The sequence below is a fragment of the Saccharothrix ecbatanensis genome (assembly GCF_014205015.1).
Lineage (GTDB): Bacteria > Actinomycetota > Actinomycetes > Mycobacteriales > Pseudonocardiaceae > Actinosynnema > Actinosynnema ecbatanense.
In genome coordinates this window covers 2,269,694-2,293,715 of the sequence record NZ_JACHMO010000001.1, presented here as the reverse complement: position 1 = coordinate 2,293,715, position 24,022 = coordinate 2,269,694, and the positions used below count along the sequence as shown (strand labels likewise).

At 69.6% G+C, this 24,022-nt stretch carries 22 protein-coding genes and 1 pseudogene; 13 read left to right on the top strand and 10 right to left on the bottom strand.

All coding sequences use genetic code 11. From position 1 onward, the window contains the following. Positions 1–281: 281 nt before the first annotated feature. The 7 genes from F4560_RS09820 to accA form a co-directional block, all read right to left on the bottom strand. Positions 282–2,540, bottom strand: coding sequence for an ATP-binding cassette domain-containing protein (locus F4560_RS09820; protein WP_184918820.1), 2,259 nt, complete (start codon positions 2,538–2,540; stop codon positions 282–284). A 173-nt stretch (positions 2,541–2,713) separates the two neighbouring features. Further along, a complete protein-coding gene (locus F4560_RS09815) occupies positions 2,714–3,991 on the bottom strand; it encodes a cytochrome P450 family protein (RefSeq protein WP_221483431.1) in 1,278 nt (425 codons plus the stop codon). A 212-nt stretch (positions 3,992–4,203) separates the two neighbouring features. Further along, complete coding sequence (locus F4560_RS09810; RefSeq protein ID WP_184918818.1) at positions 4,204–5,067, bottom strand: SDR family oxidoreductase; 864 nt, start codon at positions 5,065–5,067, stop codon at positions 4,204–4,206. 123 nt (positions 5,068–5,190) lie between these two features. Beyond that, entirely contained in the window at positions 5,191–5,649 is a 459-nt protein-coding gene (locus tag F4560_RS09805) for a nuclear transport factor 2 family protein (protein WP_184918816.1), read from the bottom strand. Positions 5,650–5,719: 70 nt separating this feature from the next. Beyond that, the gene (locus F4560_RS09800; protein WP_184918814.1) at positions 5,720–7,072 is read right to left on the bottom strand and encodes an acetyl-CoA carboxylase biotin carboxylase subunit; all 1,353 of its coding nucleotides are present in this window, start codon (positions 7,070–7,072) and stop codon (positions 5,720–5,722) included. 13 nt (positions 7,073–7,085) lie between these two features. Beyond that, positions 7,086–7,667 carry an acetyl-CoA carboxylase biotin carboxyl carrier protein gene (locus tag F4560_RS09795; RefSeq protein WP_184918812.1) on the bottom strand — a complete coding sequence of 194 codons (582 nt, stop codon included), beginning with the start codon at positions 7,665–7,667 and terminating at the stop codon, positions 7,086–7,088. After that, positions 7,664–9,319 carry a carboxyltransferase subunit alpha gene (gene accA, locus F4560_RS09790; protein WP_312868973.1) on the bottom strand — a complete coding sequence of 552 codons (1,656 nt, stop codon included), beginning with the start codon at positions 9,317–9,319 and terminating at the stop codon, positions 7,664–7,666. Before accA ends, F4560_RS09795 begins: the two co-directional genes overlap by 4 nt. Before the next feature lie 271 nt (positions 9,320–9,590). Here accA and F4560_RS09785 point away from each other — a divergent pair, with 271 nt between their 5' ends. The 9 genes from F4560_RS09785 (at position 9,591) to F4560_RS09745 (ending at position 17,850) form a co-directional block, all read left to right on the top strand. Then, positions 9,591–10,370, top strand: coding sequence for a cyclase family protein (locus F4560_RS09785; protein WP_184918810.1), 780 nt, complete (start codon positions 9,591–9,593; stop codon positions 10,368–10,370). A 9-nt stretch (positions 10,371–10,379) separates the two neighbouring features. Then, positions 10,380–11,927, top strand: a complete 1,548-nt coding sequence (locus F4560_RS09780) for an AMP-binding protein (RefSeq protein WP_184918808.1) — start codon at positions 10,380–10,382, stop codon at positions 11,925–11,927. After that, a complete protein-coding gene (locus tag F4560_RS09775) occupies positions 11,924–12,172 on the top strand; it encodes a phosphopantetheine-binding protein (protein ID WP_184918806.1) in 249 nt (82 codons plus the stop codon). The genes F4560_RS09780 and F4560_RS09775 overlap by 4 nt, the downstream gene beginning before the upstream one ends. A gap of 5 nt (positions 12,173–12,177) precedes the next feature. Beyond that, on the top strand, positions 12,178–12,555 hold the full coding sequence (locus tag F4560_RS09770; RefSeq protein ID WP_184918804.1) for an ectoine synthase: 378 nt from the start codon (positions 12,178–12,180) through the stop codon (positions 12,553–12,555). 37 nt (positions 12,556–12,592) lie between these two features. Next, positions 12,593–13,732: an acyl-CoA dehydrogenase family protein gene (locus tag F4560_RS46070; RefSeq protein ID WP_184918802.1), complete on the top strand. Its 1,140-nt coding sequence runs from the start codon at positions 12,593–12,595 to the stop codon at positions 13,730–13,732. A 35-nt stretch (positions 13,733–13,767) separates the two neighbouring features. After that, positions 13,768–14,484, top strand: coding sequence for a transglutaminase-like domain-containing protein (locus tag F4560_RS09760; protein WP_184918800.1), 717 nt, complete (start codon positions 13,768–13,770; stop codon positions 14,482–14,484). Next, the gene (locus F4560_RS09755) at positions 14,481–15,989 is read left to right on the top strand and encodes a UbiD family decarboxylase (protein WP_184918798.1); all 1,509 of its coding nucleotides are present in this window, start codon (positions 14,481–14,483) and stop codon (positions 15,987–15,989) included. The genes F4560_RS09760 and F4560_RS09755 overlap by 4 nt, the downstream gene beginning before the upstream one ends. Then, positions 15,986–16,639: a UbiX family flavin prenyltransferase gene (locus F4560_RS09750; protein ID WP_184918796.1), complete on the top strand. Its 654-nt coding sequence runs from the start codon at positions 15,986–15,988 to the stop codon at positions 16,637–16,639. Before F4560_RS09755 ends, F4560_RS09750 begins: the two co-directional genes overlap by 4 nt. Positions 16,640–16,749: 110 nt before the next feature. Then, positions 16,750–17,850, top strand: a complete 1,101-nt coding sequence (locus F4560_RS09745; protein WP_184918794.1) for a serine hydrolase domain-containing protein — start codon at positions 16,750–16,752, stop codon at positions 17,848–17,850. Positions 17,851–17,998: 148 nt separating this feature from the next. On the opposite strand, the pseudogene F4560_RS09740 reads toward F4560_RS09745, so the two are convergent. Continuing rightward, positions 17,999–18,961: pseudogene (locus F4560_RS09740) on the bottom strand (IS110 family RNA-guided transposase); the annotation flags it as partial. Between the two features lie 234 nt (positions 18,962–19,195). Here F4560_RS09740 and F4560_RS09735 point away from each other — a divergent pair. After that, positions 19,196–19,540, top strand: a complete 345-nt coding sequence (locus tag F4560_RS09735) for an antibiotic biosynthesis monooxygenase family protein (protein ID WP_184918792.1) — start codon at positions 19,196–19,198, stop codon at positions 19,538–19,540. 133 nt (positions 19,541–19,673) lie between these two features. Here the strand turns inward: F4560_RS09735 and F4560_RS09730 are convergent, their stop codons facing one another. Further along, on the bottom strand, positions 19,674–20,534 hold the full coding sequence (locus F4560_RS09730) for a class I SAM-dependent methyltransferase (RefSeq protein WP_184918790.1): 861 nt from the start codon (positions 20,532–20,534) through the stop codon (positions 19,674–19,676). 277 nt (positions 20,535–20,811) lie between these two features. Between F4560_RS09730 and F4560_RS09725 the strand changes: the two genes are divergently transcribed. Genes F4560_RS09725 through F4560_RS09715 form a run of 3 tightly spaced genes read left to right on the top strand, consistent with a single transcriptional unit; the run spans position 20,812 to position 23,130 of the window. Continuing rightward, on the top strand, positions 20,812–21,249 hold the full coding sequence (locus tag F4560_RS09725; RefSeq protein ID WP_184918788.1) for an ester cyclase: 438 nt from the start codon (positions 20,812–20,814) through the stop codon (positions 21,247–21,249). Between the two features lie 58 nt (positions 21,250–21,307). Next, positions 21,308–22,147, top strand: a complete 840-nt coding sequence (locus tag F4560_RS09720) for an SDR family oxidoreductase (RefSeq protein WP_184918786.1) — start codon at positions 21,308–21,310, stop codon at positions 22,145–22,147. A gap of 41 nt (positions 22,148–22,188) precedes the next feature. After that, positions 22,189–23,130 carry an NmrA/HSCARG family protein gene (locus F4560_RS09715; RefSeq protein WP_184918785.1) on the top strand — a complete coding sequence of 314 codons (942 nt, stop codon included), beginning with the start codon at positions 22,189–22,191 and terminating at the stop codon, positions 23,128–23,130. Positions 23,131–23,154: 24 nt separating this feature from the next. Here F4560_RS09715 and F4560_RS09710 read toward each other — a convergent pair whose 3' ends face one another. Next, a complete protein-coding gene (locus F4560_RS09710; RefSeq protein WP_184918783.1) occupies positions 23,155–24,012 on the bottom strand; it encodes an NAD(P)H-binding protein in 858 nt (285 codons plus the stop codon). Between the last annotated feature and the right edge of the window lie 10 nt (positions 24,013–24,022).

Here is a 24,022-nt window from a genome sequence, read left to right as displayed (position 1 = left end):
GTGGTCGACGAGAACCGACGCCACAGGGGTAGCCGAATCGGTCATGGCCGACACGTGACCGGCCGCTACAGCCGGTGAAGCGTGTCGCCGTCTGCGGTCAGGCCGCCGACCGGACCGATCCGTCGGGGCGTTCGCGCTGATCGTCGGGTCCTGGGGCGTGCGGCGAAGGTCGGCCCGGCCGGAGGACTCTGGGGGTAGTCCTCCAACCGGGCCGCGGACTCGGCGCCGGCGTCGGCCGACGCCGAGAGGACCCGTTGCCGACCAGTGCGTGGCCTGGCTGGTCAGACGCCGGCGGGCACGTTGGCGCGCCGCCGGAGGTGGTGACCGGTCAGCGAGTTCCCGTCCTCGGCGAGGCCCGCAGGTCCCCCTTGGTAGACCACGGTCCCGCCAAGGTGGCCGGCGCCCGGCCCCAGGTCGATGACGTGGTCCGCGGAGGCGATGAGGTTGACGTTGTGCTCGATCACGATGACCGTGCGGCCCAGGTCGACCAGTCGGTCGAGCAGGCCGATGAGGTTGTCCACGTCGTGCATGTGCAGGCCACTGGTCGGCTCGTCCAGCACGTAGACCTGGCCGGAGTTGATGATCTCGATCGCGAGCTTCAACCGCTGCCGCTCACCGCCGGACAGGGTCGACAGCGGCTGGCCGAGTGTGAGGTACCCCAGTCCGACGTCGACGAGCGCGTTGAGCGTCGGTGCGATCGTGCGCTCCGTGAAGAACTCCACGGCGAGCTCCGCGGTCATCCCGAACACGTCGTTGATCGTCTGCCCACGCAGGGTGTAGGTGAGCACCTCGTCGGTGAAACGCCGTCCGTCGCAGGCGTCGCACACGCTGACCATGGTGTCGAGGAACGCGAGGTCGGTGTAGATCAGCCCGAGCCCTTTGCACTGCGGGCAGGCCCCTGCGGAGTTGGGGCTGAACAGGGCGGCGTTCACCCTGTTGGCCTTGGCGAAAGCCTTGCGGATCGGGTCGAGGATGCCCGTGTAGGTCGCGGGGTTGGACCGGCGGTTGGCCCTGGGGAGGTCCTGGTCGATGACCACCACGTCGGGGTGCTGGCGCGGCAGGGCTCCGGTGATCAAAGTGCTCTTGCCGGCGCCCGCCACACCCGTCACGGCCGTGAGCACGCCGAGTGGGATGTCGACGGTCACGTCCTTGAGGTTGTGCAGGTTCGCGTGTTCGACCCGCAGCGCACCGGTGGGGGTGCGCGGCGTCGTCTTGATCAGCGCGCCGTCGGCGAGATGACGACCGGTGATCGTGTCGGAGGCGCGCAGCCCCGCCACGTCCCCCTGGTACATGATCCGACCGCCGTGCTTGCCCGCCCCTGGTCCGAGGTCGACAACGTGGTCGGCGACGGCGATCACATCGGGCTTGTGCTCCACGACCAGGACCGTGTTGCCCTTGTCGCGCAATTGCAGCAGCAGTTCGTTGAGCCGCGTGATGTCGTGCGGGTGCAGGCCGACGGTCGGCTCGTCGAAGATGTAGGTCACATCGGTCAGGCTGGAGCCGAGGTGGCGGACCATCTTCACGCGCTGCGACTCACCACCGGACAGGGTCGAGGTCCGCCGGTCGAGGCTCAGGTAGCCGAGCCCGATCCGGTTGAGGTTGTCGAGAGTCACCCGCAACGCCGCGACGACCGGGGCCACGGTCGGATCGGAGATCTTGTCCACGAATTCGGCCAACTCGCTGACCTGCATAGCCGCGCATTCAGCGATGTTCGTGCCCGCGATCTTGCACGACAGCGTCTCCGCGCTCAGCCGGCTGCCGGCGCAGGTCTCGCAGACCACCGTCGTGACGACCCGTTCGACGGCGACGCGGAGGTGCGGCGCCATCGAATCCGGGTCCTTGGTCAGGTAGAGCCGGGTGAACTTGGGGATGAGGCCCTCGTAGGTCGAGTTGATCTGACCGTTGCGGATCTTCACCTCGTCGGTGTGGAGCAGTTTGCCCATCTCGTCGTCGGTGTAGTCGCGCAGCTTCTTGTGGACGTCGAAGAACTCCGATTTGACGATGATCGTCCAGAACCACGACTCGACCGCGAACGTGGGGAATCGGATCGCGCCGTCGGCGAGCGCGAGGTCCCGGTCGAGCAGTTGGTCGAGATCGATGTGCGAGGTTTGACCGAGACCGCCGCACGCCGAGCACATGCCCTGCTGGTCGTTGAAGGAGAACATGCTGGCGGACCCGACGTGGGGACGGCCGAGCCTGGCGAACAGGATGCGCAGCACGGAGTACGCGTCCGTCGCCGTGCCCACGGTGGACCGGGCATCGCCGCCGAGGCGCTTCTGGTCGACCACGATCGCCGCGGACAACCCGGACAGCGCGTCGACGTCCGGCCGGCCGTACTGCGGCAGCACCGATTGGATGAACGCGGTGAACGTCTCGTTGAGCAACCGCTGGGATTCCGCGGCGAGCGTGGCGAACACCAGCGACGACTTCCCCGATCCGGATACCCCGGTGAACACCGTCAGCTTCTTCTTGGGAATGTCCAGTGACACGTCCATGAGGTTGTTCTCGCGGGCGCCGCGGATCTCGATCGAGTCGCTCATGTGCTGTCCTCCTGCGAGGTGGATGCGGTGATGGACGCGAGAGTCAACCGGCAGCGGTTGCGGACACGCGTGTCCCGGCCGACCCGTATCGGCGGCCCGACCGTCCGATCACCCTTCTCGGTACACTGTACCGTATGCCGTCCGGTTGGCCTGGCGAGGGTGGATCGCCTCCTTTACGGCTGACGACCGACCTCGGCCTCTGGACCGAGCCGGACCGGCAGCTCGCCCGGCCCGCTGACGAAGGCGGCACGCCAGCTGATGCGTTCGGCCGGCACCGTGAGCGCGACGCGCGGCCTGCGCCGCCACAGCGTGCCGATGGCGACCTCGGCCTGCATGCGGCCGAGGGGTGCGCCGAGGCAGTAGTGGATGCCGTGGCCGAACGCCAGGTGGCCGCGGCCGTCCGGCCTGGAGAAGTCGACGCGGTCCGGCTCGGCGAACACACGCGGATCGCGGTCGGCGGCGGCCAGCACGACCAGTACGGCCTCGCCCGCGGGGATGTCGGCGCCGCCGATGGTCACCGGTTCGGTGGTGAAGCGGACGCCGCTGAGCTCGAAGGGGTTGAAGTAGCGCAGGAACTCCTCGACCGCCCCCGGCAGCAGGGCCGGATCGTCGGCGAGCGCCGCCGCCTGTTCGGGGTGGGACAACAGGTGGAACGTGCCGGCGGCGATCAACTGCACGGTCGACTCGTTGCCCGAGCCGAGCACGGTGATCGCCGTGGTCACCAGCTCGTCCTCGCTGAGCCGGTCGCCGGAGTCGTCGCGGGCGCGGATGAGGTCGGAGATCAGGTCGGCGCCGGGCCGCGCCCGCTTCAGGTCCACCAGCGCTTTGGCCAGCTCGACCAGCGTGCCGGCGGCTGCCACGACGTCGGGCCCCATCGCGGTGAGGTCCTTGGCCGCGGCGGCCCACCGGTGCCGGTGATCGTCCGGCACGCCGAGCAGTTCGCACAGCACGCTGAGCGGCAGCGGGTCGGCGAGCACGTCGACAAGGTCCACGTGGCCGTCCCGCCGCTCCCGCTCCGCGGCGTCGTCGATGAGCCTGTCGACGATCCGCTCCACCGCGGGCCGCAGGTCGGCGATCCGCCGTGCTGTGAAGGAACGTGAGACCAGCCCACGCAGCCGGGTGTGCTCCGGCGGGTCGCTGTCGAGCATGTTCCCGTTGAAGTAGCGCGCGATGTTCTCCGGCAGGCCGTGGGCGTCGGTGACGCGCATCCGGCCGTGCTTGGACGAGTCGCTCGCGAGCCGGGGATCGGACAGCACCGCCTTGGCGTCCTCGTACCGGGTGACCAGCCACAGCGGATTGCCGTCGAAGAACAGGCACCGACTGACGGGTCCGTCCTCTCGGAGTCGCGCGTACGTGCCGAGTCGATCGGGGTCGGCCATCAGGCCGCCCATGGTGAGTTCGCCGCCGGGCCGACCGGGCCTCGTCGCCGCCAGATCATCTGCTTCCGTCATCGGTTCAACCCCCGTCATCCGCGCCGACCGCGGCCCGCGTGGTGTTCCGGCCGAATTCCTCCGCGCCCACCTCTCCGATCCCCCGGAGAACGCTCGGCAGGCAATGGCCCGACAGCGCGCCTGCCGCGGGCAGAGCGCTGTCGGGCCGCTGGTTCATCGACGCGCCGACCGCCTGGAACCTGCCGGCCCAGAGCGCCGCGCCCGGTCGCCTGTCACCGGAAATCGGCGGCGTGGTCCGCAGCCCATTCCTCGAGCGTCCGGGCACGAACGCCGGTCGTCTCGGCGACCGTGTCGGTGGCCCGGGGCGGGTTGTCCGTGAAGTGGCGGTAATGGTCCATGATCTCGTCGACCAGTTCCGGCATGATGCCCTGCTTGATCCAGTCCTGCCGCGCTTGGTCGGGAGTGAGCACCTCGAAGCGGATCTCCCTCCCGGCGCCGGCGGCGATCGCCGCGACCTGCTCGCGCTCGGTGAGCACCTCCGCGCCGGTGAGCTCGAAGCGGGCGCCCGCGTGCCCGTCCTCGACCAGCGCGACCTCGGCGACCGCCGCGACGTCGGCCTCGTGGATGGGCACGCCCTTGACGTCCGGGAACCCGGAGCGCACCACACCCTCTGACCGGATGCTCCCGCCCCACGCGAGGACCTTGTTCATCGCGAACTCACCGGGTCGCAGCAGCGTGAAGTCCAGCCCTGATTCCTCGACGGCCGCCTCGGCCTGCTGGTGGTGCGGATCCCTTCCGTACATCACGGCGTTCGACGACAGCAGGACGACCCGTTGCACGCCCGCCTTCGCCGCGAGCTCGGGAACCGCCGATGTGACCACGTACTCGTCGAGGGACTGGCTCGGTCCGCTGGGGTAGGCGAGGGGGAAGAGGAACAGTCGGTCGACCCCCTCCAACACTGCCGCGAGACCGTCCAGGTCGGCCAGGTCGCCCCTCACCACGTCCACGCCCGGCCCGAACGCCGCGCGCGAGGGGTCGCGGGTCAGCACCCGGACGCTCACCCCCGGCCGGGTGGCCAGCCGCTCGACGAGCCGGCGACCCACATTCCCCGTGCCGCCGGTCACCAAGATCTTCATCGGTCCTCCAACCCGGTTGTTACCACGGAACAACTGTCTGTGCACGTTCGCGTACCCATGGTGGCCGATCAGTCCGGCTGTTCACTCGGAACGGACTCGAATCGGGCACGACCGCACCTGCGGCTAGGCAGACGGCCGGTCGTCCCGGCGGACCCTGCGTTCGCTCACCCGGAGCTCGCCGCCGTCGCGGACGAGGACGTCGTGACAGGTGGTCATCATGTAGAGATTCGGTTCGCCGCCACGCGGCGTAGCGATCACCTGAACGTAGGAGCGTGCCTCGACACTCCCGTCGGGATTGGCCTGAACATCCACCATGGAGACAACATGCCGGTGCACCTCCCCGGACTCGGCCATCTCGGCCTTGGCCTGCTTGACACCCGCGGCCAGCGTGCCCCGCCCGCGCAGCGGTTCCGGCAGCGACGGCGGAGCGAACATGCCGTCCTCCGTGAACGTCAGCGCCCACTCCTCGGCAGCGCCGTCGTCGAGGAAACGCATCTGCCTGGCGTAGAACCGCAGCACTTCGGCGTAGAGGGCGGGGAAGCCGTCGTGCTGGGCTCCTACCGGTTCGGCCTGTACTGACATGGCACCTTCTTCCTGTTTCGGTCGTGATCGGCTGGTGTCGGTCTGGTCGGCTGGTCCGGCGGCCGATCCGTCAGGCCTCGGTCGAAACGATGTCCCGCACCAGCGAGGTGTTGTGCTCGGCCTTGGCGAACTTCGGGTGTTCCAGCACGCGGCGCAGGAAGTCAGCCGTCGTGCGCAGGGTGGGGCCGCCCAGACGGAACTCGCGCAGCGCGCGCAGTGCCCGCGCGATCGCCTGGTCCCGTTCCGGAGCCCACACCACGAGCTTCGCCAGCAGCGAGTCGTAATTGGGCGGCACCGAGTACCCGGCGAAGGCATGGCTGTCCACCCGGACGAAAGGCCCACCGGGCGGCAGGAACTCGGTGATCGGACTCGCGGTCGGGCGGAAGTCCAGAGTCGGGTCCTCGGCGTTGACGCGGCACTCGATGGCCACTCCCCGCCGGTCCACGTCCGGCTGGTCCAGCGAGAGCGCGTGGCCGGAGGCCACCGAGATCTGCTCGCGGACGAGGTCGATGCCGGTCACCGCCTCGGTCACCGCGTGCTCCACCTGGAGGCGGCAGTTGACCTCCATGAAGTAGAACTCGCCGCGTTCGTCGACCAGGAACTCGACCGTCCCGGCGCCGGTGTAGCCGACGGAGGCCGCGGCGGCCGTGGCTGCCCGGCACATCCGGTCGGCGAGGCCAGGAGGCAGCCGGGGCGCGGGGGTCTCCTCGACCAGCTTCTGCCGGTGGCGCTGCACCGAGCAGTCCCGTTCGCCGAGGTGGATCACCCGGCCGTGGGTGTCAGCGAGGATCTGCACCTCGACGTGGCGTGCGGTGGGCAGGTAGCGCTCCACGTACACGCGGTCGTCGCCGAACAGGGTCTGCCCGATCGCGCGGGTACGGACGAACGCGTCGGTGAAGTCCGCCGCGGAGTCCACCACCGACATGCCGCGCCCCCCGCCGCCCGCGACCGCCTTGATGATCACCGGGTAGCCGATCTCGTCGGCGAGCACCCGCGCCCGGCCGACGGTCAGCGGTTCCAGGCTGCCGGGAAGCAGTGCCAGCCCTGCCTTGCTCATCAGCACTCTGGCCGACGACTTGTCGCCGAGTTCTGCCATGAGTTCCGAGTCCGGACCGATCAGGCTGATGCCGTACCGGGCGCAGGCGTCGGCGAAGTCTGCGTCCTCGGAGAGGAAGCCGTAACCGGGGTGGATCGCCTCGGCCCCGGTCTGCAACGCCGCCGTGAGCACCGCCGCCGCGTTGAGGTAGCTGCCCTTCACCGGCGCCGGGCCGATGCACTTGGACTCGTCGGCGAACCGCACCGCCGCGGAGTCCCGGTCAGCCTCGGAATGTGCGACCACGGTGCGGATTCCCATCTCTTGACAGGTCCGCGCGACCCGCAGCGCGATCTCGCCCCGGTTGGCGATGAGCACCTTTTCGAACATCCGCCGCTCCCGCCTACGCCGTTTCGTCCGGTGCGATCACCAGGACCGGTTCCCCGTGCTCGACGGGTTCACCGTCCGCCTTGAGCAGTTGGACGACCGTTCCGGCCACGTCGGACTCCACCGGCAACAGGAGCTTCATGATCTCCACGATCGCGACCTGCCGGCCGGCTTCCACCCGCTGCCCCTCGACGACGAACGGCGTCGAACCGGGTTCGGGCGCGCGGTAGAAGGTGCCGATGCTCGGGGCGAGCACGTGGTGGCGCGTCGGCGAACTCGGCTCCACCGACGTTGTCGTGTCCGCCGGACCGGTCCGCTCCCCCGGAACGGTCGGCTCCGCCGGGCCGATCCGCTCCCCCAGGCCGGTCCCCTCCCCCTGGCCGATCCGCTCTTCGTGGTCGACCGGTTCGACCGTGGCACGCGGCGTCGGCGCCTCTGCCGGTCCCGACCAGTCCAGGTCGATGACGAAATCCGCCGTGCGCACCCGCATGCGACGCGGCTGGTCCGGTAATGCCCAAAGGAGCTGCTCGACGGCGAGCAGCACCGCCTTGGGCTGGTCAGCACGCCGATCGGTCTCGTCGTCGGCCGGCCAGGTCATGTCGGCTCCTCACTCGGCGTCGGGATTCGCATGTCCACCGAGTCCGGCGCACCGAACTTGTGGAACCTCGCCCACCGGTCGTTCCTCAGCTCTGTCGAGTCCATCGCGGACAGTTCGGACAGGGTGTCGAGCAGCGCGGCGCGCAGCCGTGCGGCCGCGACGAGTGGGTCCGCGCCGGCACCGCCCTCCGGTTCGGCCAGGACGCCATCCACGACGCGCAGCCGCCACAGGTCCCGGGGCGTCAACCGGAGCGCGGTCGCCGCCTGCCTGGCCGCGGTGGCGTCGTGCCACAGGATCGCCGCGCAGCCCTCCGGACTGATCACGGAGTAGATGCCGTCGGCGAACACCAGCACCCGGTTGGCGACGGCGAGCGCCAGCGCACCGCCGCTGCCACCCTCCCCGGTGATCACGCTGACCACCGGCACCGGGAGGGACGCCATCAACCTCAGGTTGTCCGCGATCGCGAACGCCTGGCCCTGTTCCTCCGCCTCGATGCCGGGGTACGCGCCCGGCGTGTCGACGAGCGTCACCACCGCGAGCCCCAGCTTCGCCGCCAGTCGCAGCGCCCGCGCGGCCTTCCGGTAGCCCGCCGGTGTCGGCATGCCGAAGTTGTGCTCGGCCAGCTCCGCGGGCGTGTGGCCCTTCTGGGTGCCGACGACCACCACGCCGCGTGAGCCGAGCCGGGCCAGCCCGGCTACGACCGCGGAGCAGTCGTCCCCGGCGCGGTCGCCGCGCAACTCGAAGAACTCGTCGAACGCTGTGGCGAGGTAGTCCCGCGTGGTCGGCCTGGTCAGGTCCCGCGCGCGGCGCACGTTCTCCCAGGCAACCGTTTCGGGGAGCGTGCCGGGATCGCGGACGATCGACTCGGCTCCGTCGACCGGCGGTGGCGCGTCGCCCGAGCGGTCTCCCGGGTTGGCGGCGATGCCGAGCAGGGCGGCCAACCCGGCCCGTAGCCGTTCCCGCGGCACGATGCGGTCGACGAGGCCGTGGCCGAGCAGGAATTCCGCGGTCTGGAAGTCCGCGGGCAGCTCCTGTCGCACGGTCTGGGCGATCACCCGCCGCCCGGCGAACCCGAACCGCGAACCCGGTTCGGCGAGGATCACGTCGCAGAGCGTGGCGTACGAAGCCGCCACCCCTCCGAAGGTCGGGTCGGTCAGCAAAGAGATCGTGAGCACGCCCGCGTCGTCCAGGCGGCCCAGCGCCGCGGCCGTCTTGGCCATCTGCATCAGCGACACCGCGCCCTCCTGCATCCGCGCCCCGCCGGAGGCGGACACGATGAGCAACGGAACTCGCTCTACCAGCGCGGTCTCCGCCACCAGCGTGACGAGCCCGCCCACGGCCGCGCCGAGGCTGCCGCCCAGGAAGCGGAAGTCCATTGCCACCATGATGAGCGGGTGACCGCACACGGCGCCCCGGGCCGCGAGTGCGGCGTCCGCCATGCCCGTGGCCGTGCGGGCCGCGGCCAGCCGCTGCGGGTAGGGCTTGGTGTCCACGAACCCCAACACGTCTGCGGTGACCACGTCGCAGTCGAGCCACGTGACCGATCCCGGGTCGAGCACCTGGGCGATGCGGTCCTGAGCGGTGAGTTGGTGGTGCCGGGCGCACTCCGGGCACACCCGGTGGCCGCGTTCCCAGCGTGGTGCGTACACCACCGCGCCGCATCCGGCGCACAACTCCCACGCGGAGGGCTGCGCGTCCGGTCCGGTCCCGGACGGGGAAGCGATAGGTGCCGATTGCCTGCGGAGGGCCACCGGCCGATATTCGCAACTCCTCCTCTATCGTCGCTAAAAGATCGATACACGACCTCTCCGCGGTCCACTACCGGATCTCCAACGCTCCTTGAGCGGCCGGAACCAGCATGAGTTCAGCTGCGCCACCCCCGTGAGCGCAGTGGCCGGATGCGGACCCGAACCGGAGACAGACATGCGGATCATCGATCTTTCTTCGCCCATTGACGCCTCCGCGCCCGAGCCCGATCCGGTGCGGCACGAGGTGCTGACGCCGAAGCAAGGAGCTCGACACATGAGCGACGGCATGCGTGAGCGCTTCGGCGTCCTGTTCGATCCGGACGTACTGCCCGAGTCCGAATTCCTCTCACTCGACCGCATGTCGCTCACCACGCACACGGGAACGCACATCGACGCGCCGTCGCACTACGGTTCCCGCGCGGCGTACCGCGACGGCCCGCCCCGGAACATCGACCAGATGCCGCTGGACTGGTTCCTCAACCCGGGAGTCCTGCTCGACGTCAGCGACCGGCCAGGGCCGACCGTGGACGCACAGGACCTGAAGGAGCAGTTCACCCGCATCGGGCACACCCCGGAGCCGATGGACATCGTGCTACTGCGCACCGGCGCCACGCGCCACGCCGGCACCCAGCTCTACTTCACGGACTTCATCGGGCTCGACGGCTCCGCGGTGCACCTGCTGCTGGACCTCGGTGTGCGGGTGATCGGCACGGACGCGTTCAGCCTGGACGCGCCTTTCGGCACGATCATCGAGGAGTACAACCGGACCGGTGACCGCTCCGTGTTGTGGCCCGCGCATTTCGCCGGCCGAGAGCGCGAGTACTGCCAGATCGAACGGCTGAACAACCTCGACGCGCTGCCGGCGCCGTTCGGATTTCAGGTCTCGTGCTTCCCGGTGAAGATCACCGGCGCCGGTGCGGGATGGACGCGCGCGGTCGCCATCGTCTCCGAGTGAAGGGCCGAAATGCGCACAGAATCGCTTTTCGACTCGTTTCGCGCACACGCCCGGCGACGTCCGGATGCGACGGCGTTGGTCTGGCGGGGGAAACGCGTCAGCTACGGCCGACTCGCGCACTGGGTCGACCGCGCCCGCGCTGTCGTGGACACCGGCCCCGCGCGGACGGACACCCGTCCGGTGTGCGTCGTGGCGGAGAAATCCCCGGCCGCGATCGCCGTCGTGCTGGCGTGCCTGGCTACCGGCCAGAGCGTGCTGGCCGTGTCGCCGGCGCTCCCGCGGTCCACGTTGGAGCTGTTGAGCGACCGCGCCGGCTGCCGGACCGTGCTGACGCCCGAGCGGATCGCCGCGGCCGTCGCCGACCGGCCGGACGACGTCCGCGTCATCGCGTCGCCGCACGTGGTCGGCGAGGAGGACCTGACTTTCATCCTGACCACCTCCGGATCCACGGGCGTGCCGAAGCTCGTCCCGCTCACCGCGGGCGCCGTCGACCGGTTCACCGAGTGGGCGGCCGAGCGTTTCGGCATCCGACCGGGCACAGCGGTGCTCAACTACGCTCCGCTGAACTTCGACCTCTGCCTGCTCGACATCTGGACCACCCTCAAGCACGGCGGCCAAGTGGTGCTGGTCGACCCGGACCGCGCGACCGACGCCGGCTACCTGCTCAACCTGTTCGCGGACAACGACGTGCACGTCGTCCAAGCGGTGCCGCTGGCCTACCGGCTGCTGCTCGACGCCGCGGCCGGGGGCGGTCGATCCGGCGGCGCGTCGGCCGGGCTCGACCGACCGCATCACGTCATCGTGACCGGGGACAGCATGCCGTGGCGGGATTTCGTGGCGCTGGGCGGCCTGTTCGGCGCCGCGCGGCTGTACAACCTTTACGGCTGCACCGAGACCAACGACAGCTTCATCCACGAGGTCGACACCACCGCGCCGCCCCGCTCGCCGATGCCGCTCGGCACGCCGTTGCCCGGCGTGGACGCGGTGGTCGTCGGCTCTGACGGCATGGTCGTCGAGGGGGCCGGAGTCGGCGAGCTGTACGTCTCGACGCCGTTCCAGACCGAGGGATACCTGGGCAGCCGGCGCGGCGAGTCGCAGGCGGACTTCGTACCCGACCCGAAGGGCGGCTCGAGCGGTTCGCGCTACTTCCGGAGCGGCGACGTGGTCCGCCGGCACGCCGATGGCAGCGTCACCCTCGAAGGGCGCACGGACTTCCACGTCAAGGTCGCCGGCGTGCGCGTGAACACCGAGGTGGTGGAGCGTGCGATCGGCGATCACGAGGACGTGGTCGAGGTGGGGGTCGTCGCGGTGCCGGACGCCCTCGCCGGGCACCGGTTGCACGCGGTGGTGCGCAGGCGCGCCGGCACGCGGCTGAACACGCTCGTCCTGCGCCGGCACTGCGCCCAGCGCCTGTCCCGGGACGCCGTGCCGGCGGTGATCCACATCGTTGACGACCCGTTGCCGAGGACCTCGACCGGAAAGGTCGACCGGAAGCGGATCGGACCCGCGGCGCGGTTCCCAGAGGGTGCCGCGGAGCACGAATCGGAGTTCGTATGAACACCCAGATCATCAAGCAGTACGTCATACACGAATTCCTGCCCGACGTCGACGCGGGCGAGCTCGACAACGACTACAACCTGCTGGAGGGCGGCGTGATCGACAGCCTCGCGGTGCTCAAGGTGCTGACGTGGCTCGAGCGGCAGTTCGAGATCTCCATGGACGACATCGACATCAGTCCGACGGACTTCCAGTCGATCACGGCCATGGCCTCGTTCGTAGAACGAGCGACGACAGGGAGATAGCGACGATGATCTACCGCGAGATGAGCGAGGTGACGACCGTCGATTGGGGCAACGGGCTCAGTCGACGCTTCCTCCTCGCGTCGGATGGCATGGGGTACACCCTCACCGACACGACGGTGAGGGCCGGTACGAAGTCTCGACTCGAGTACCGGCGCCACCTCGAAACCTGCTACTGCATCGCCGGTCGGGGTGAGGTCGTCAGCGTCGACGGCCGGTCATATCCATTGGAGCCGGGCGTCCTGTACGCACTGGACCGGCACGACCCGCACTTCCTGATCGCGGGCCCCGACGAGGACCTGCGGTTGGTGTGCGTGTTCGCTCCCGCGCTCGCCGGGCACGAGCAGCACCGCTTCGATTCCGCCGACGAGTTCTCCCAGTACTGATGACAACGGGGTGGCACAGCGGACAAAGGACGCATCGGTGACGGAGTGGACGGACACCTCGAGCGCGCTGCGCGACGGGTTGGCGCGCTGGCTCGACGCGCTCAACACCACGTCGACCGGGCACGACGGGACAAGCGCCTTCCCTTGGGACAGGTGGAAGCTCGTCAAGGACAGCGGCCTCCTGCGGCTGCCCTTCGAATCACGGTGGGGCGGACTCGGCGCGGACTTGCGGACGACCATGCACGTCCTGGAGAAACTGGGTGAGGGCTGCCGCGATGGCGGTCTGAGCTTCTCGGTGGCGACGCACGTCGCCAGCACCGGTGTGCCCCTCCAGCGGTTCGGCTCGACCCGGCTGAAGGAGGTGTACCTGCCCAAGATCTGCGCCGGGGACGCGATAGGCGCGCACGCGATCACCGAACCGGACAGCGGCTCGGACGCGCTGAACATGCACACCACCGCGGTGCGGGACAAGGACCACTTCGTCCTGAACGGGAACAAGACGTTCATCAGCAACGGCCCGGTCGCGGACATCTTCGTGGTGTACGCGCGGACCCATCCGGCCGGTGGTTCCCTCGGCATCACCGCATTCCTCGTCGAACGGGGCACGCCGGGCTTCGACATCGGTGATCCGGTCGCCAAGATGGGCCTGCACAGCTCGCCGTTGAGCGACCTGTACTTCGATGGTTGCCGGGTACCGGCCGACAACGTCGTCGGCCGGGTCGGCTGGGGCTATCGCGTGCTGCACCACGTGATGAAGCGGGAGATCCTCTACTCGTTCGCGATCAGCGCCGGCGCGATGCGGCACCGGCTCGACCGCTGCGTCGACTACGCCAACACACGTCGTCAGTTCGGCAAGAACATCGGCTCGTACCAGGCCGTCGCCCACAAGATCGTGGAGATGAAGATCGGGCTCGAGACCTCCCGGATGTGGCTGTACGCGGCGGCGGAGAAGGTCATGACCGGCGTCGAGTCCACAATGGACATAGCGATCGCCAAGCTGGTGACAAGCGAGAACAACACGGCCTCCGCCCTCGCTGCCATACAGGTCTTCGGCGGCTACGGCTACTTGGCCGAGTACGGGCTCGAACAGGAACTGCGCGACGCCGTGGCGGGCACCGTCTACTCGGGTACTTCGGAAATCCAACGCAACCGAATCGCCTCGATGCTCGGCATGTGAGAAGCGTGCCGAGCCCCCGGGAAAGGGGAGGAACGATGTCCGTGTCCGGTACGGCCGAGCCGGCCGAGGCCCGCCGAGCAACCGAGTTCCTCGACTACGGATCGGAGGAAGTGCGCGACTTCACCGAAGCCGCGGTCGCGGGTGTGGGTTCTGATCCGGTGGACCGCGCCGTCGCCTTGTACTACGCCGTGCGCGACGGCATCCACTACGAGATCTACGGCGCCGACATGTCCAGGTCCGGCCTTCGTGCCAGCAGCACGGTCCGCTCGGGCAGCGGGCTGTGCCTGCACAAGTCCGTGCTCTACGCGGCGGCCGTCCGGTCGCTCGACATCCCCTGCCGCCTGGTGCTCGCCAACGTCCGCAACCACCTGTCCTCCGAGCGCATCCGCACGCTGTTCGGCGGCGACGTCGTCCACCACCACTGCCTTGTATCGGTGCGCCTGAACGGCAAGTGGGTACGCGCGACCCCGGTGTTCAACCGGGCGCTGTGCCGTCTCTACCGCATCGCCGAACTGGACTTCGACGGCACGACCGACGCCGTCTTCCACCCGTACGACCTGGACGGTCGTCGGTCCATGGAGTTCCTCGTCGAACACGGGGTGTTCGACGACTTGCCCTACGACCGGGTGATCGAGGACGTGCGGGCGGCACACCCCGGTCTGTTCGCGGCCTCCGACGGCGGCGGTCGGCGGCTCACCGCGGGCTCCTTGGTCGCCGACGCCTCCACGCCGGGGACGAGGAGTGTTCCGTGACCGCACAACCCCACGATCCGGCGCTGTCCCTGCGAGCCGCGCTCCAAGCGGCACGCCGGGACGATCCGCGGCACTTCCGCGTCTCCACTCGGAGGCTCACCGACGAGGAGGTCGGTGCGGACTTCGCCGCCGAGTTCGCGGGCATCCCCGCGACATCGCGGTCCCACTCCGAGGATGTTGTGCTGTACACCGATGTCAACGACGGGACGATGCCCGTCGTGCTCGGTCTGTACGGCGACGCCGATCGGGTGCGCGGGTGGCTGCCCGGGCTGCCGACCGTCGCCGACCGCGCGGCTGCGGACGCCTTGGTGGCTGCCGCGCGCGCACCGGAGTTCGTCCGTGACCAACCGGCCTGCCAGGCCGAGGTGCTCGTCGCCGACGGCCGGGTCCGGGGAGCGGTCAACGGCCGCGGGTCCGGCCGGCTCGGCGCCGACGCCGTCGACCTGGCCGCGTTGCCCGTACTGCGGACGACCCCGCGCGACGCCGGTCGGTACCTGACCATGGGGATGGTGTGCGCGCACGACCCCGATCGCGACGGGTACGCCGTGTCGGTGCACCGGATGCTGGTGCTCGACCACAACCGGCTCACCCTCTGGACGTTGCCGAGCCGGCGGCTGCGCGAGTTGTGCGCGGCAGCGGCCGGCCGGGGCGAGCGACTACCCGTCTCGATCAACATCGGTGTCCCGCCGGCCGCGATGATCGCATCGGCGCTGAACAGCCGATTCCTCCCGGCCGGGGTGGACAAGCTCGACGTGGCCGGCGCGCTGGCCGGCGCGCCGATCGCGCTCGCCACCGCGGTCAGCCAGCCGGTCACCGTGCTGGCCGAGTCCGAGATCGTGCTGGAGGGCTACCTGGACGGCGCCACCGCGGACGAGAGCGTGGTCGGGCCGCCCACCACCTCGCTGCCGGAGTTCCTCGGCTACGACGGGTCCGCCCGACCTGACCTGCCCGTGGTCACGGTGACCGCGATAACCACCCGCCGGCGCCCGGTGTACCAGGCGACCATCGGTCCCGGTCGGGAGCAGTCGGTCATCCTCGGCCTCGCCGGCGCGCTGTCGCTGGCGCTGTCCGGTGGCGACGACTACCGCGACCTCGTTCGGGACGCGCACTTCTCCGCCGCGGGAGGCGGTCTGCTGCTGCTCACGATGTCCGTGCGCAAAGGGTCGCCGCGGGCCGACCAGCGCCTGGCCCCGCTGGCCAGGAAGGTCTTCGCGGACCACCCCTTCGTCAAGCTGATCGTCTTCACCGACGAGGACATCGACATCAGCTCGGCGGAGGACGTGCTGTGGGCGATGACCACGCGCGCGAACCTGGCGACCGACTGCCTGTCCTTCGCCGGGTTCCCGCACATGGCCATGGATCCCTCGCAGTCGCTGGCCTGGGCGGCGGCCAAGGGCACCGGAGGGGAGATCGTGCGGCGGGTGGCGATCGACGCGACCGTGCCGCACCGTCTGAGGGAGAGCGTCGTGCGCAGCTTCCCCGTCCCGGTGCGAGCGCACCGATGAGGCTGGTACTCGGCATCACAGGAGCCACCGGATCGATCATCGGCGTGCGCATCCTCCGCGCTCTCCGGGATCTCGGTGTGGAGACGCACCTGGTGCTCAGCCGGTGGGGCCGGGCCACGCTGGGGATGGAGACCGACATCTCCCCCGCCGACCTCCACCGTCTCGCCGACGTGGTGCACGGCGCCGGCGACCACTCCGCGCCGATATCCAGCGGCTCCTTCCACACCGACGGCATGATCATCGCGCCGTGCAGCATGAAGACCCTGGCCGCGGTCCGGGGCGGGTACGGCGATGGCCTCATCGCGCGAGCCGCGGACGTCACGATCAAGGAGCGCCGACGGCTCGTGCTCGTGCCGCGCGAACTCCCGGTCTCCGAGATACACCTCGACAACATGCTCGGGCTGGCCCGGATGGGCGTGGTCATAGCGCCCCCCGTGCCCGCCTTCTACACCAGGCCCACCACCGTCGAGGAGATCGTCACCCACATCGCGGCGAGGGTGCTCGACCAGTTCGGGCTCGAACTGCCGGGAGCGGTCCGCTGGCAGGGACCGCCGACGTCGGTGAACGTGCCCGGGTTCGAAGCGCCGCACGACCCCGGAACCGTCAACGGCGTGGACGCGGCGGCCCGGCTTTCCCGACCAGGGCCCTAGGTGGGCTCGTACGAGGTTCCAGGGCGCCGGTCGACCATGGGAGCCAGTCCGGCGAACAAGCGGTACCGAACGTCTTCCTTCCAATCGAGAAAGTCAGGTGTGGTAAGACAATGCCTCTCAAGAATTCCTCGACCGCCACCACAGCCCCGTACGAGCCGGGCGCATCACACGAAGCGGCCCTGCGCGGTGCATGCGAGAAAGTGGTGCAGCTCGGCGCGTCCGGCGTCCAGTTCCGGGTCGCCAAGAACGGGCACGAGTTCACCGTCACATCCGGGGTGGCCAAGATCGGGGAGGACACCCCCGTCCCGACCGACGGTCGCTTCCGGATCGCGTGCATCACCAAGACCTTCGTCGCCGTTGTGATCGTCCAACTGGTCAGCGAGGGCAAGGTCGACCTGGACGCGCCCGTCGAGCGCTACCTGCCGGGCTTGATCCCGACCGGCGACCGGATGACCGTTCGGCACCTGATGCAGCACACCAGCGGGCTGTTCAACCACGCCGACTCGTTCCAGCGCCCCGGCGAGCGGTTCATGCGCGATCGCTACAAGCAGTACGAGGCGCGGGAGCTCATCGCGGTCGCCGCGGAGCGGCCGTTGAACTTCGAGCCGGGCACGAAGTTCGAGTACTCCAACACGAACTACATCGTGATCGGCGAGCTGATCAAGGCGGTGACCGGGCGGTCGTACGCCGACGAGATCCGCGACCGCATCCTCACCCCGCTCGACCTGAAGGACACGTTCCTCCCCGGTTCGGACCCGACCATCCCAGGTCCGCACGCGCACGGCTACATGAAGATCCAGGGCAAGACCGAGGACGTCACCCTGATGAACCCGTCCGAGGCGTGCTCGGCCGGCGAGATGATCTCGACCACGGCGGACCTCGACCGGTTCCTGCTCGCGCTCATCCGGCACGAACTGCTGACCGAAGAGCAGTTCGCCGTGCTGACCGAGCCACTGCCGGAGGGGCTCACCCTCGACCTGCCGATGGCAGAGGCGTACGGCCTCGGGATCATGCGGACGGCCACCTCGACGGGGCTGGAGCTGTGGGGGCACGGGGGCGGCATCCCCGGCTACGCGACCTTCATCGGGGCGACGATCGACGGCGAGACGAGGGTGGTCGCCTCCGTCACGCTCGACATCGACCCCGACTCGTTCGTCGGCGACTTCGAGGCCGCGGTCGAGGACGCCATCACGGTCGCGGTCACCGTCTAGGCACAGCCCGGCGGTGTGGTGGGCGACGGCGACGCGGTCCCGTGTCGCCGTCGCCCACCACACCCGTTCCGGGTGCGGCTGACACACCACACCGATCGACCAGAAGGGATTCCCAATGAGGTTGTCAACCAGCAGCGGTGGCCGGCTGGTTGCCCTGGACCCGGCCGGAATCACGAGGAACCGGGGCCAGGCCGGCGACCCCGGCCAGCCGGTCGGCGCTGCCGAACGCGGCCAGGTTCCCGCCGGTCAAGCCGATGATGTCGGCTCCCAGCATCGGCCCGATGCCCGGCATGCTCAGGATCGCGGTGGCATGGCGATGCCGGCGAAACCGACCCTCGATCAGGGCATCGGTCTCCGCGATCTCGGCATCGAGGTCCATCACCCCCTTCGCCAGCCGCGCCACCATGGCCGCGGCCGTGCTCTGGCCCGGGACGGTGGTGAACTGCGCCTGCGCAGCGGCGAGCGCGGTCGCGGCGATCACCGAGCTGTTGCGGACCTTCCGTGCCCGCAACCAATCGGCGAGCTCGGCCTGGCCGATCTCCCGCAGCGCGGCGGGAGTCTGGAAACCGGTCAGCAGCACCAAGGCCGCCTTGGAACCGCTGTAGTCGAAGGCCCGCTCCAAAGCGGGGAAGTACTCCAGGATCTGGGCGCGCAGCCGGTTGATCGCCCGGGTCCGGTCGGCGACCAGGTCGTAGCGGCGGGCGGTGAGAATCCGCAGGTCCACCGCGATCTCGTCACTGGCGGTCATCGGGTGCAGGTCCCGGCGCATGCGGGCCTGGTCGGCGATGATGAACGCGTCCTTGGCGTCGCTCTTGCCCGAACCCCGGTAGCCGCCCGAGGCGTGGTGGACGGCGCGGCCGGGGATGTAGAGCAACCGCTGGTCGTGATTGATCAGCAGGGCGATCAGCAGGGCGCCGCCGCCGGCGTTGAGATCGATCGCCCACAACACATTCGCCGACAGTTCCCGCACGTCGGCGATCAGCTCCAGCAGTTCGGTCTCGTCGTTGGGCACTCGCCGCGACAGGACCGTGGTGCCCTCCGGATCGATCACCACACAGTGATGGTGGGCCTTACCCGCGTCCACACCGGCCCACAGTTGAGGCACGGTCACCTCCGTCGTCGTTGGTCTTGGGGCACCCAGCAGACGACCTCGCCGTCATGTCCTTATGCAGCGATCGGTTCGCTCATCCCAATCAGCGGCCGGAGTCGTCGCGGGGCCTCGGGCGGCCAATCCCTTCGAGCCACACCAACGGCACCGACCATGCAGCCACACCCGAGTCCCCCTGGGCCTTCCCGATCTTACGAATGACCAGAACAGACCCGACCAAGAAGATAAGGACCGATCATGTCCGTTGAGGACACCCCGGACGCGTCCGAGATCACCTTCGTGAACAGGTTCACCGTGCACGCCGAGCCGGAGGAGTTCGAGCGGGTGTTCGCGGACACCGCGGCGTTCATGACCCGCCAGCCCGGTTTCGTTCAGCACACCCTCGTGCGGCACGCGGTGAAGCCCGACAGCTACGTGAACATCGCCCGGTGGCGCAGCGAAGCCGACCTGCAACTAGCGGTCCGGCAGCCTGAGTTCCAGGCGCACGCCGCGGTGCTGCGGACCGTCAGCACGAGCGAGCCCAACGTCTACCGGCCGGTCCAGGAGCGCGTCTCGGGAGGGGACGGACCCGGCGGTCGGTGAAGGCGATCACTCGCTCGGTCGATACCGGCCACCGACGGGGACACGCACCAGACCGGCACCACCCGCGGTTCCCCGGGGTGGTGCCGGTCTCGTCGTCCTCCTACCCGCCGCGGGCCTGCCGAGGCGGCGTGCCCTACCGGGAGACCCGGGCGGAGACGTACCGGACCGGGACCTCGAGCCTGAGCGGCCCGCCGTCTTCCCGCATGGCGTCCAGTGCCGTGATCAGGCGTTCGCGCAGTTGACGCGACTCCGTTGGAGGCAGGTGTTGCCACAGCAGCCGCATGCCGTGGGTGTGCGACCAGTCGACCCAGGTCGTGCCGGACTCGGCGACCAGTTCGACCGGCTCGTCCACGATGACGACGTCGGCAAACCCGGCTCCGGTCATGGTCGAGCGCAGGTCCTCGACGTTCTCCAGCCAGCTGTTGAACCGGCGGATGAGCTGTTCCGGCTGCCATTCCGGGGGGAGGTTGCGCAGCAGCGTTCGCGGAATTATGTCGGTGAACACAGGAGGCAGGAACGGGAACGTGTCCGACCTGAAAATGGGGCTGGTGAACACGATCTTGCCGTCGTTGTCGAGCAATTTCGCATAGCGCGCCAACGCAGCGGGGGCGTCCGGCAGGAAGATCACGCTGTAGCTGCCGGTGATGACGTCGAACGAGGCGGTCGGCAGATCCGGCGCCTCACCGTCGAGCACCCGGACGTCGACGTTGGTCGCACCCTGACGTGACGCCTCCCGGCGTGCTTCCTCGACCATCGCCGGCGCGATGTCGATACCGAGCACGCGGCCCGTCGGCCCGACCAGGTTCGCGGCCGGAAAGAGCGCCGCGCCTCGGCCGCACCCGATGTCGAGCACTCGTTGACCGGGGCGCGGGTCGGCGATCTCGACCAGGCGCCTGCCCATCGGCGTGAAGAATTCGACGCCGTACTGGTCGTAGGACGCGGCCGCGTCGTTGAAGGCCGCGGTCACAGTGGCCTTGTAGGTTGTCGGGTCCATCCCCGGCTCCTGTCTTCAGGCTCGGCGACGCGCCTCCGCCGCTTCGGGCAACGATTCGGAGCGCGTATTCCGCACGTACGTTATCGCCACCCACTCGAAATCGAGTCGGAACGCGGTAAAAAATAGATCCGTTAATGCTCGAGAAATCGCTCGTCGAGCGTTTCGGGGCTTGTTATGGAACCGGAGTCTGAGTCACCATGATGCCATATCAACCGATCCGCCGACATCGACAGCCGGCCGTTCCGGGATGGGTTTCCATGGGAGAAATGGGAGAGCGATGAGCGACCAGATCGACACCGTCCGCCGGATGGTAAACGCGTACAACACGGGTTTCGTGGACGACGTGGACGAGTACATCCACCCGGAGTACCTCAACCCGGGCGCCATGGAGCACTTCTCCGACCTGCTCGGCCCGCAGGCGTTCGCGCTGGCCGTGAAGTGGCTGAAGGCGACCTTCTCCGAAGAGATGCACCTGGAGGAGATCGGCTACGAGGAGAACGGCGCCTGGGTGCGCGCGAGGCTGGTCCTGTTCGGCCGCCAGGTCGGGAACATGGTCAGCATGCCGGCGACCGGGCGGCGCTTCTCCGGCGAGCAGATCCACTTGATCCGACTGGTGGACGGCAAGGTCCGCGACCACCGGGACTGGCCGGACTACCTCGGCACGTACCGGCAGCTGGGCGAGCCATGGCCCGAGGGCGACGGCTGGCGCCCCTGACTCATCCCCTCCACCGACCCCGGGTGACACAAGACCAGTTGACCGAATGGAGTTTGCGATGATCCTCGTGACAGGCGCGACGGGCCAGGTGGGTCGCGGCGTGGTGACGCGGTTGGTGGGCAGGGGCGCGCGGGTCAGGGCGCTCAGTCGCCAGCCGGAGAAGGCGGCGCTGCCCGCCGCGGTCGAAGTCGTCCAGGGCAGCCCGGACGACGCGGATTCACTGCACGCCGCCCTGGCCGGTGTGGAGAAGGCGTTCGTCGTGCTCACCGGCGACATCGACAGCCAAGCGCAGACGCTCGCCACCGCGGCGGCGGCGGGCACGTTGCGCCACATGGTGGTCCTGTCGTCGTCTGCGGTGCTGCACCCGGTACCCCACGCCATCAAGGACAACCACGAGAAGGCGGAACGGGCCATCCGCGGGACGGGTGTCCCGTGGACCTTCCTGCGGCCGGGACCGTTCCACACGAACTCGCTGTGGTGGGCGAAGACCATCCAGACCAGGGGCGTCGCGCGCTGCTTGATCGGCAACAACCCGGGCGCCCCCATCGACCCGGACGACATCGCCGCGGTGGCGGTGCAGGTGCTGTCCGAAGAGGGGCACGAGTACAGCTCCTACGAGCTCACCGGCGGCGAGCTGCTGACCTCGGAGGAACAGGTCCGCATCATCGGCGACGCGCTCGGCAAGGAGATCGAGTTCCTCGTCGCCACGAAGTCGGAGGCGACCGACGTGTTCACCGACCTGTCGTGGGACCGCGAGGCGTCCACCACGAACATCGAGGCCCTGCACAGCCCGAGAGTGCCGTGGGGCAGGACGGTGGAGACCGTCAAGGAGATCACCGGCCGCGCACCGCGCACCTTCCGGGAGTGGGCGACGACCAACGCGCACCTGTTCCGCTGACCGCGCGGGACCGGACACCGAACATGAAAGGAACAACTCGCATGGCCGCTCATGACGGATCGGTCCACAGTAGACCGGCATCCACGAGGACCCGGTGGGACGGCACGGTCCTCGTCACCGGCGCGACGGGCCAGCAGGGAGGCGCCGTCACGCGCGAACTGCTCCGCCGTGGGCGGCCCGTGCGCGCCTTGGTCCGCGATCCCGGCGGGCCGGCCGCGCGGGAACTCGCCGCGCGGGGGGCCGAACTCGTCACCGGTGACCTGGACGACCGGGCGTCGCTGGTGCGCGCGATGTCCGGGGCGCACGGCGTGTTCAGCGTGCAGACGTTCATGTCACCGGCGGGTATCGGCGGGGAGATCCGGCACGGCAAGGCGGTCGCCGACGCGGCCGCGGCCGCCGGCGTCGGGCACGTGGTGTACACCTCCGTCGGCGGCGCCGACCGCGACAGCGGGGTGCCGCACTTCGCGAGCAAGTGGACGATCGAGCAGCACCTGCGCTCGACCGGTGTGCCGACGACGGTGCTGCGCCCGACCTTCTTCATGGAGAACTTCGCCGCGCACGGCCCCGCACTCGTCGACGGCGTGCTGACGGTGAGCCTGGCCCTGCCGCCGGAGACCCGGGTGCAACTGGTCTCGGTCGAAGACATCGCCGTGTTCGCGGCCGACGCCTTCGACCGGCCCGAGCAGTACGCCGGCCAGGCCGTCGAACTCGCCGGGGACGAACTCGCCGGACCGGAGTTGGCAGCGGCGTTCGGCGCCCACGCTGACCTTCCGGCGAAGTACGTTCCCATGGAGCCCGACGACCTGGCCGCCAACACCCACGTCCCGTTCAGCCACGAGGTCGCCCTGATGTTCGAGTGGTTCCGGTCCGCCGGCTACCGCGCCGACATCGCGGACCTGCGCCGCCGGCATCCCGGCCTCCGCACCTTCTCCGACTGGCTCGCCGCCGTCGACTGGCGACTCCAGCCCATGAGCTACGCCTGAACCGGATGCCCGTCCCGGTCCGCTTCAGCGGGCCGGGACGGGGTCGGGGGCGAACTCGGAGGCGTGGTCGGCCACCCACGTGCCGAACGTGCGCGCGGGCGCGCCGGTGACCTCCTGCACGGTCGGGAGCACCGCCGCCGGACCGCCGACCGCCTCGGCCAGGTACTTCATCACCATGTCCACCACCGGGGGCGGCATGAACCGGCTGAACTGCGCCCTTCCCTCCTCCGGGGAGAGCTCCTCGAACCGGATCCCGAGCCTGGTCACTTCGTTGATCGTGTTCAGCTGCTGAAGCTGGGTCAGCGACTCGGGCCCCGTCAACTCGTAGGCCTTGCCGTGGTGCCCGTCGAACCGCAGCGCCGCCACAGCGACCGCCGCGACGTCCGCCTCGTGCAGCAGTGCCCGTGCCGCCGTGGCGTAGGGCGCCCTGACCACGTTCTCCGTGCGGATGGAGTGGCCCCACCGCAGCAGGACGTTGGTCGCGAACTCGCCGCCCCGCACGAACGTCCACTCCACGTCCGCGGCTTCGACGGCCCGCTCGACGGCGCGGTGGTACTGGCCGCTGTGGTTGTCCGGCCTCTCGTCGAGCACAGAACTCGATGAGAGCACGACGATGCGCTCGACACCAGCCCGCACGGCCGCCGCGACGACCTCGCGCGCGGTCTCGGGCACCGGGAACAGGTACAGCCGCCGCACGCCGGCGAACACCCGCTCGAGGCCGTCCGGCTTGGCGAGGTCCCCGGCGAACACCGGCACCCCCTCCGGCAGGCTCGCTTCCTCCGGCGTCCTGGTCAACGCGGAGACGGACTCCCCCGCTGCCACCAGTTCTGCGACGACGTGCCTGCCAACGCTGCCGGTCGCCCCGGTCACCATGATTGTCATCTCGGCTCCT

What these genes read in the sequence shown, in the direction of transcription:
- F4560_RS09735 (WP_184918792.1), top strand. Translation starts at nt 19,196, where the DNA reads ATGTCCGTTGAGGACACCCCGGACGCGTCCGAGATCACCTTCGTGAAC.
- F4560_RS09800 (WP_184918814.1), bottom strand. Translation starts at nt 7,072, where the DNA reads ATGTTCGAAAAGGTGCTCATCGCCAACCGGGGCGAGATCGCGCTGCGG.
- F4560_RS09730 (WP_184918790.1), bottom strand. Translation starts at nt 20,534, where the DNA reads ATGGACCCGACAACCTACAAGGCCACTGTGACCGCGGCCTTCAACGAC.
- F4560_RS09715 (WP_184918785.1), top strand. Translation starts at nt 22,189, where the DNA reads ATGGCCGCTCATGACGGATCGGTCCACAGTAGACCGGCATCCACGAGG.
- F4560_RS09745 (WP_184918794.1), top strand. Translation starts at nt 16,750, where the DNA reads ATGCCTCTCAAGAATTCCTCGACCGCCACCACAGCCCCGTACGAGCCG.
- F4560_RS09780 (WP_184918808.1), top strand. Translation starts at nt 10,380, where the DNA reads ATGCGCACAGAATCGCTTTTCGACTCGTTTCGCGCACACGCCCGGCGA.
- F4560_RS09750 (WP_184918796.1), top strand. Translation starts at nt 15,986, where the DNA reads ATGAGGCTGGTACTCGGCATCACAGGAGCCACCGGATCGATCATCGGC.
- F4560_RS09810 (WP_184918818.1), bottom strand. Translation starts at nt 5,067, where the DNA reads ATGAAGATCTTGGTGACCGGCGGCACGGGGAATGTGGGTCGCCGGCTC.
- F4560_RS09710 (WP_184918783.1), bottom strand. Translation starts at nt 24,012, where the DNA reads ATGACAATCATGGTGACCGGGGCGACCGGCAGCGTTGGCAGGCACGTC.
- F4560_RS09805 (WP_184918816.1), bottom strand. Translation starts at nt 5,649, where the DNA reads ATGTCAGTACAGGCCGAACCGGTAGGAGCCCAGCACGACGGCTTCCCC.
- F4560_RS09775 (WP_184918806.1), top strand. Translation starts at nt 11,924, where the DNA reads ATGAACACCCAGATCATCAAGCAGTACGTCATACACGAATTCCTGCCC.
- F4560_RS09720 (WP_184918786.1), top strand. Translation starts at nt 21,308, where the DNA reads ATGATCCTCGTGACAGGCGCGACGGGCCAGGTGGGTCGCGGCGTGGTG.
- F4560_RS09815 (WP_221483431.1), bottom strand. Translation starts at nt 3,991, where the DNA reads ATGACGGAAGCAGATGATCTGGCGGCGACGAGGCCCGGTCGGCCCGGC.
- F4560_RS09770 (WP_184918804.1), top strand. Translation starts at nt 12,178, where the DNA reads ATGATCTACCGCGAGATGAGCGAGGTGACGACCGTCGATTGGGGCAAC.
- F4560_RS09785 (WP_184918810.1), top strand. Translation starts at nt 9,591, where the DNA reads ATGCGGATCATCGATCTTTCTTCGCCCATTGACGCCTCCGCGCCCGAG.
- F4560_RS09760 (WP_184918800.1), top strand. Translation starts at nt 13,768, where the DNA reads ATGTCCGTGTCCGGTACGGCCGAGCCGGCCGAGGCCCGCCGAGCAACC.
- F4560_RS09795 (WP_184918812.1), bottom strand. Translation starts at nt 7,667, where the DNA reads ATGACCTGGCCGGCCGACGACGAGACCGATCGGCGTGCTGACCAGCCC.
- F4560_RS09820 (WP_184918820.1), bottom strand. Translation starts at nt 2,540, where the DNA reads ATGAGCGACTCGATCGAGATCCGCGGCGCCCGCGAGAACAACCTCATG.
- F4560_RS09725 (WP_184918788.1), top strand. Translation starts at nt 20,812, where the DNA reads ATGAGCGACCAGATCGACACCGTCCGCCGGATGGTAAACGCGTACAAC.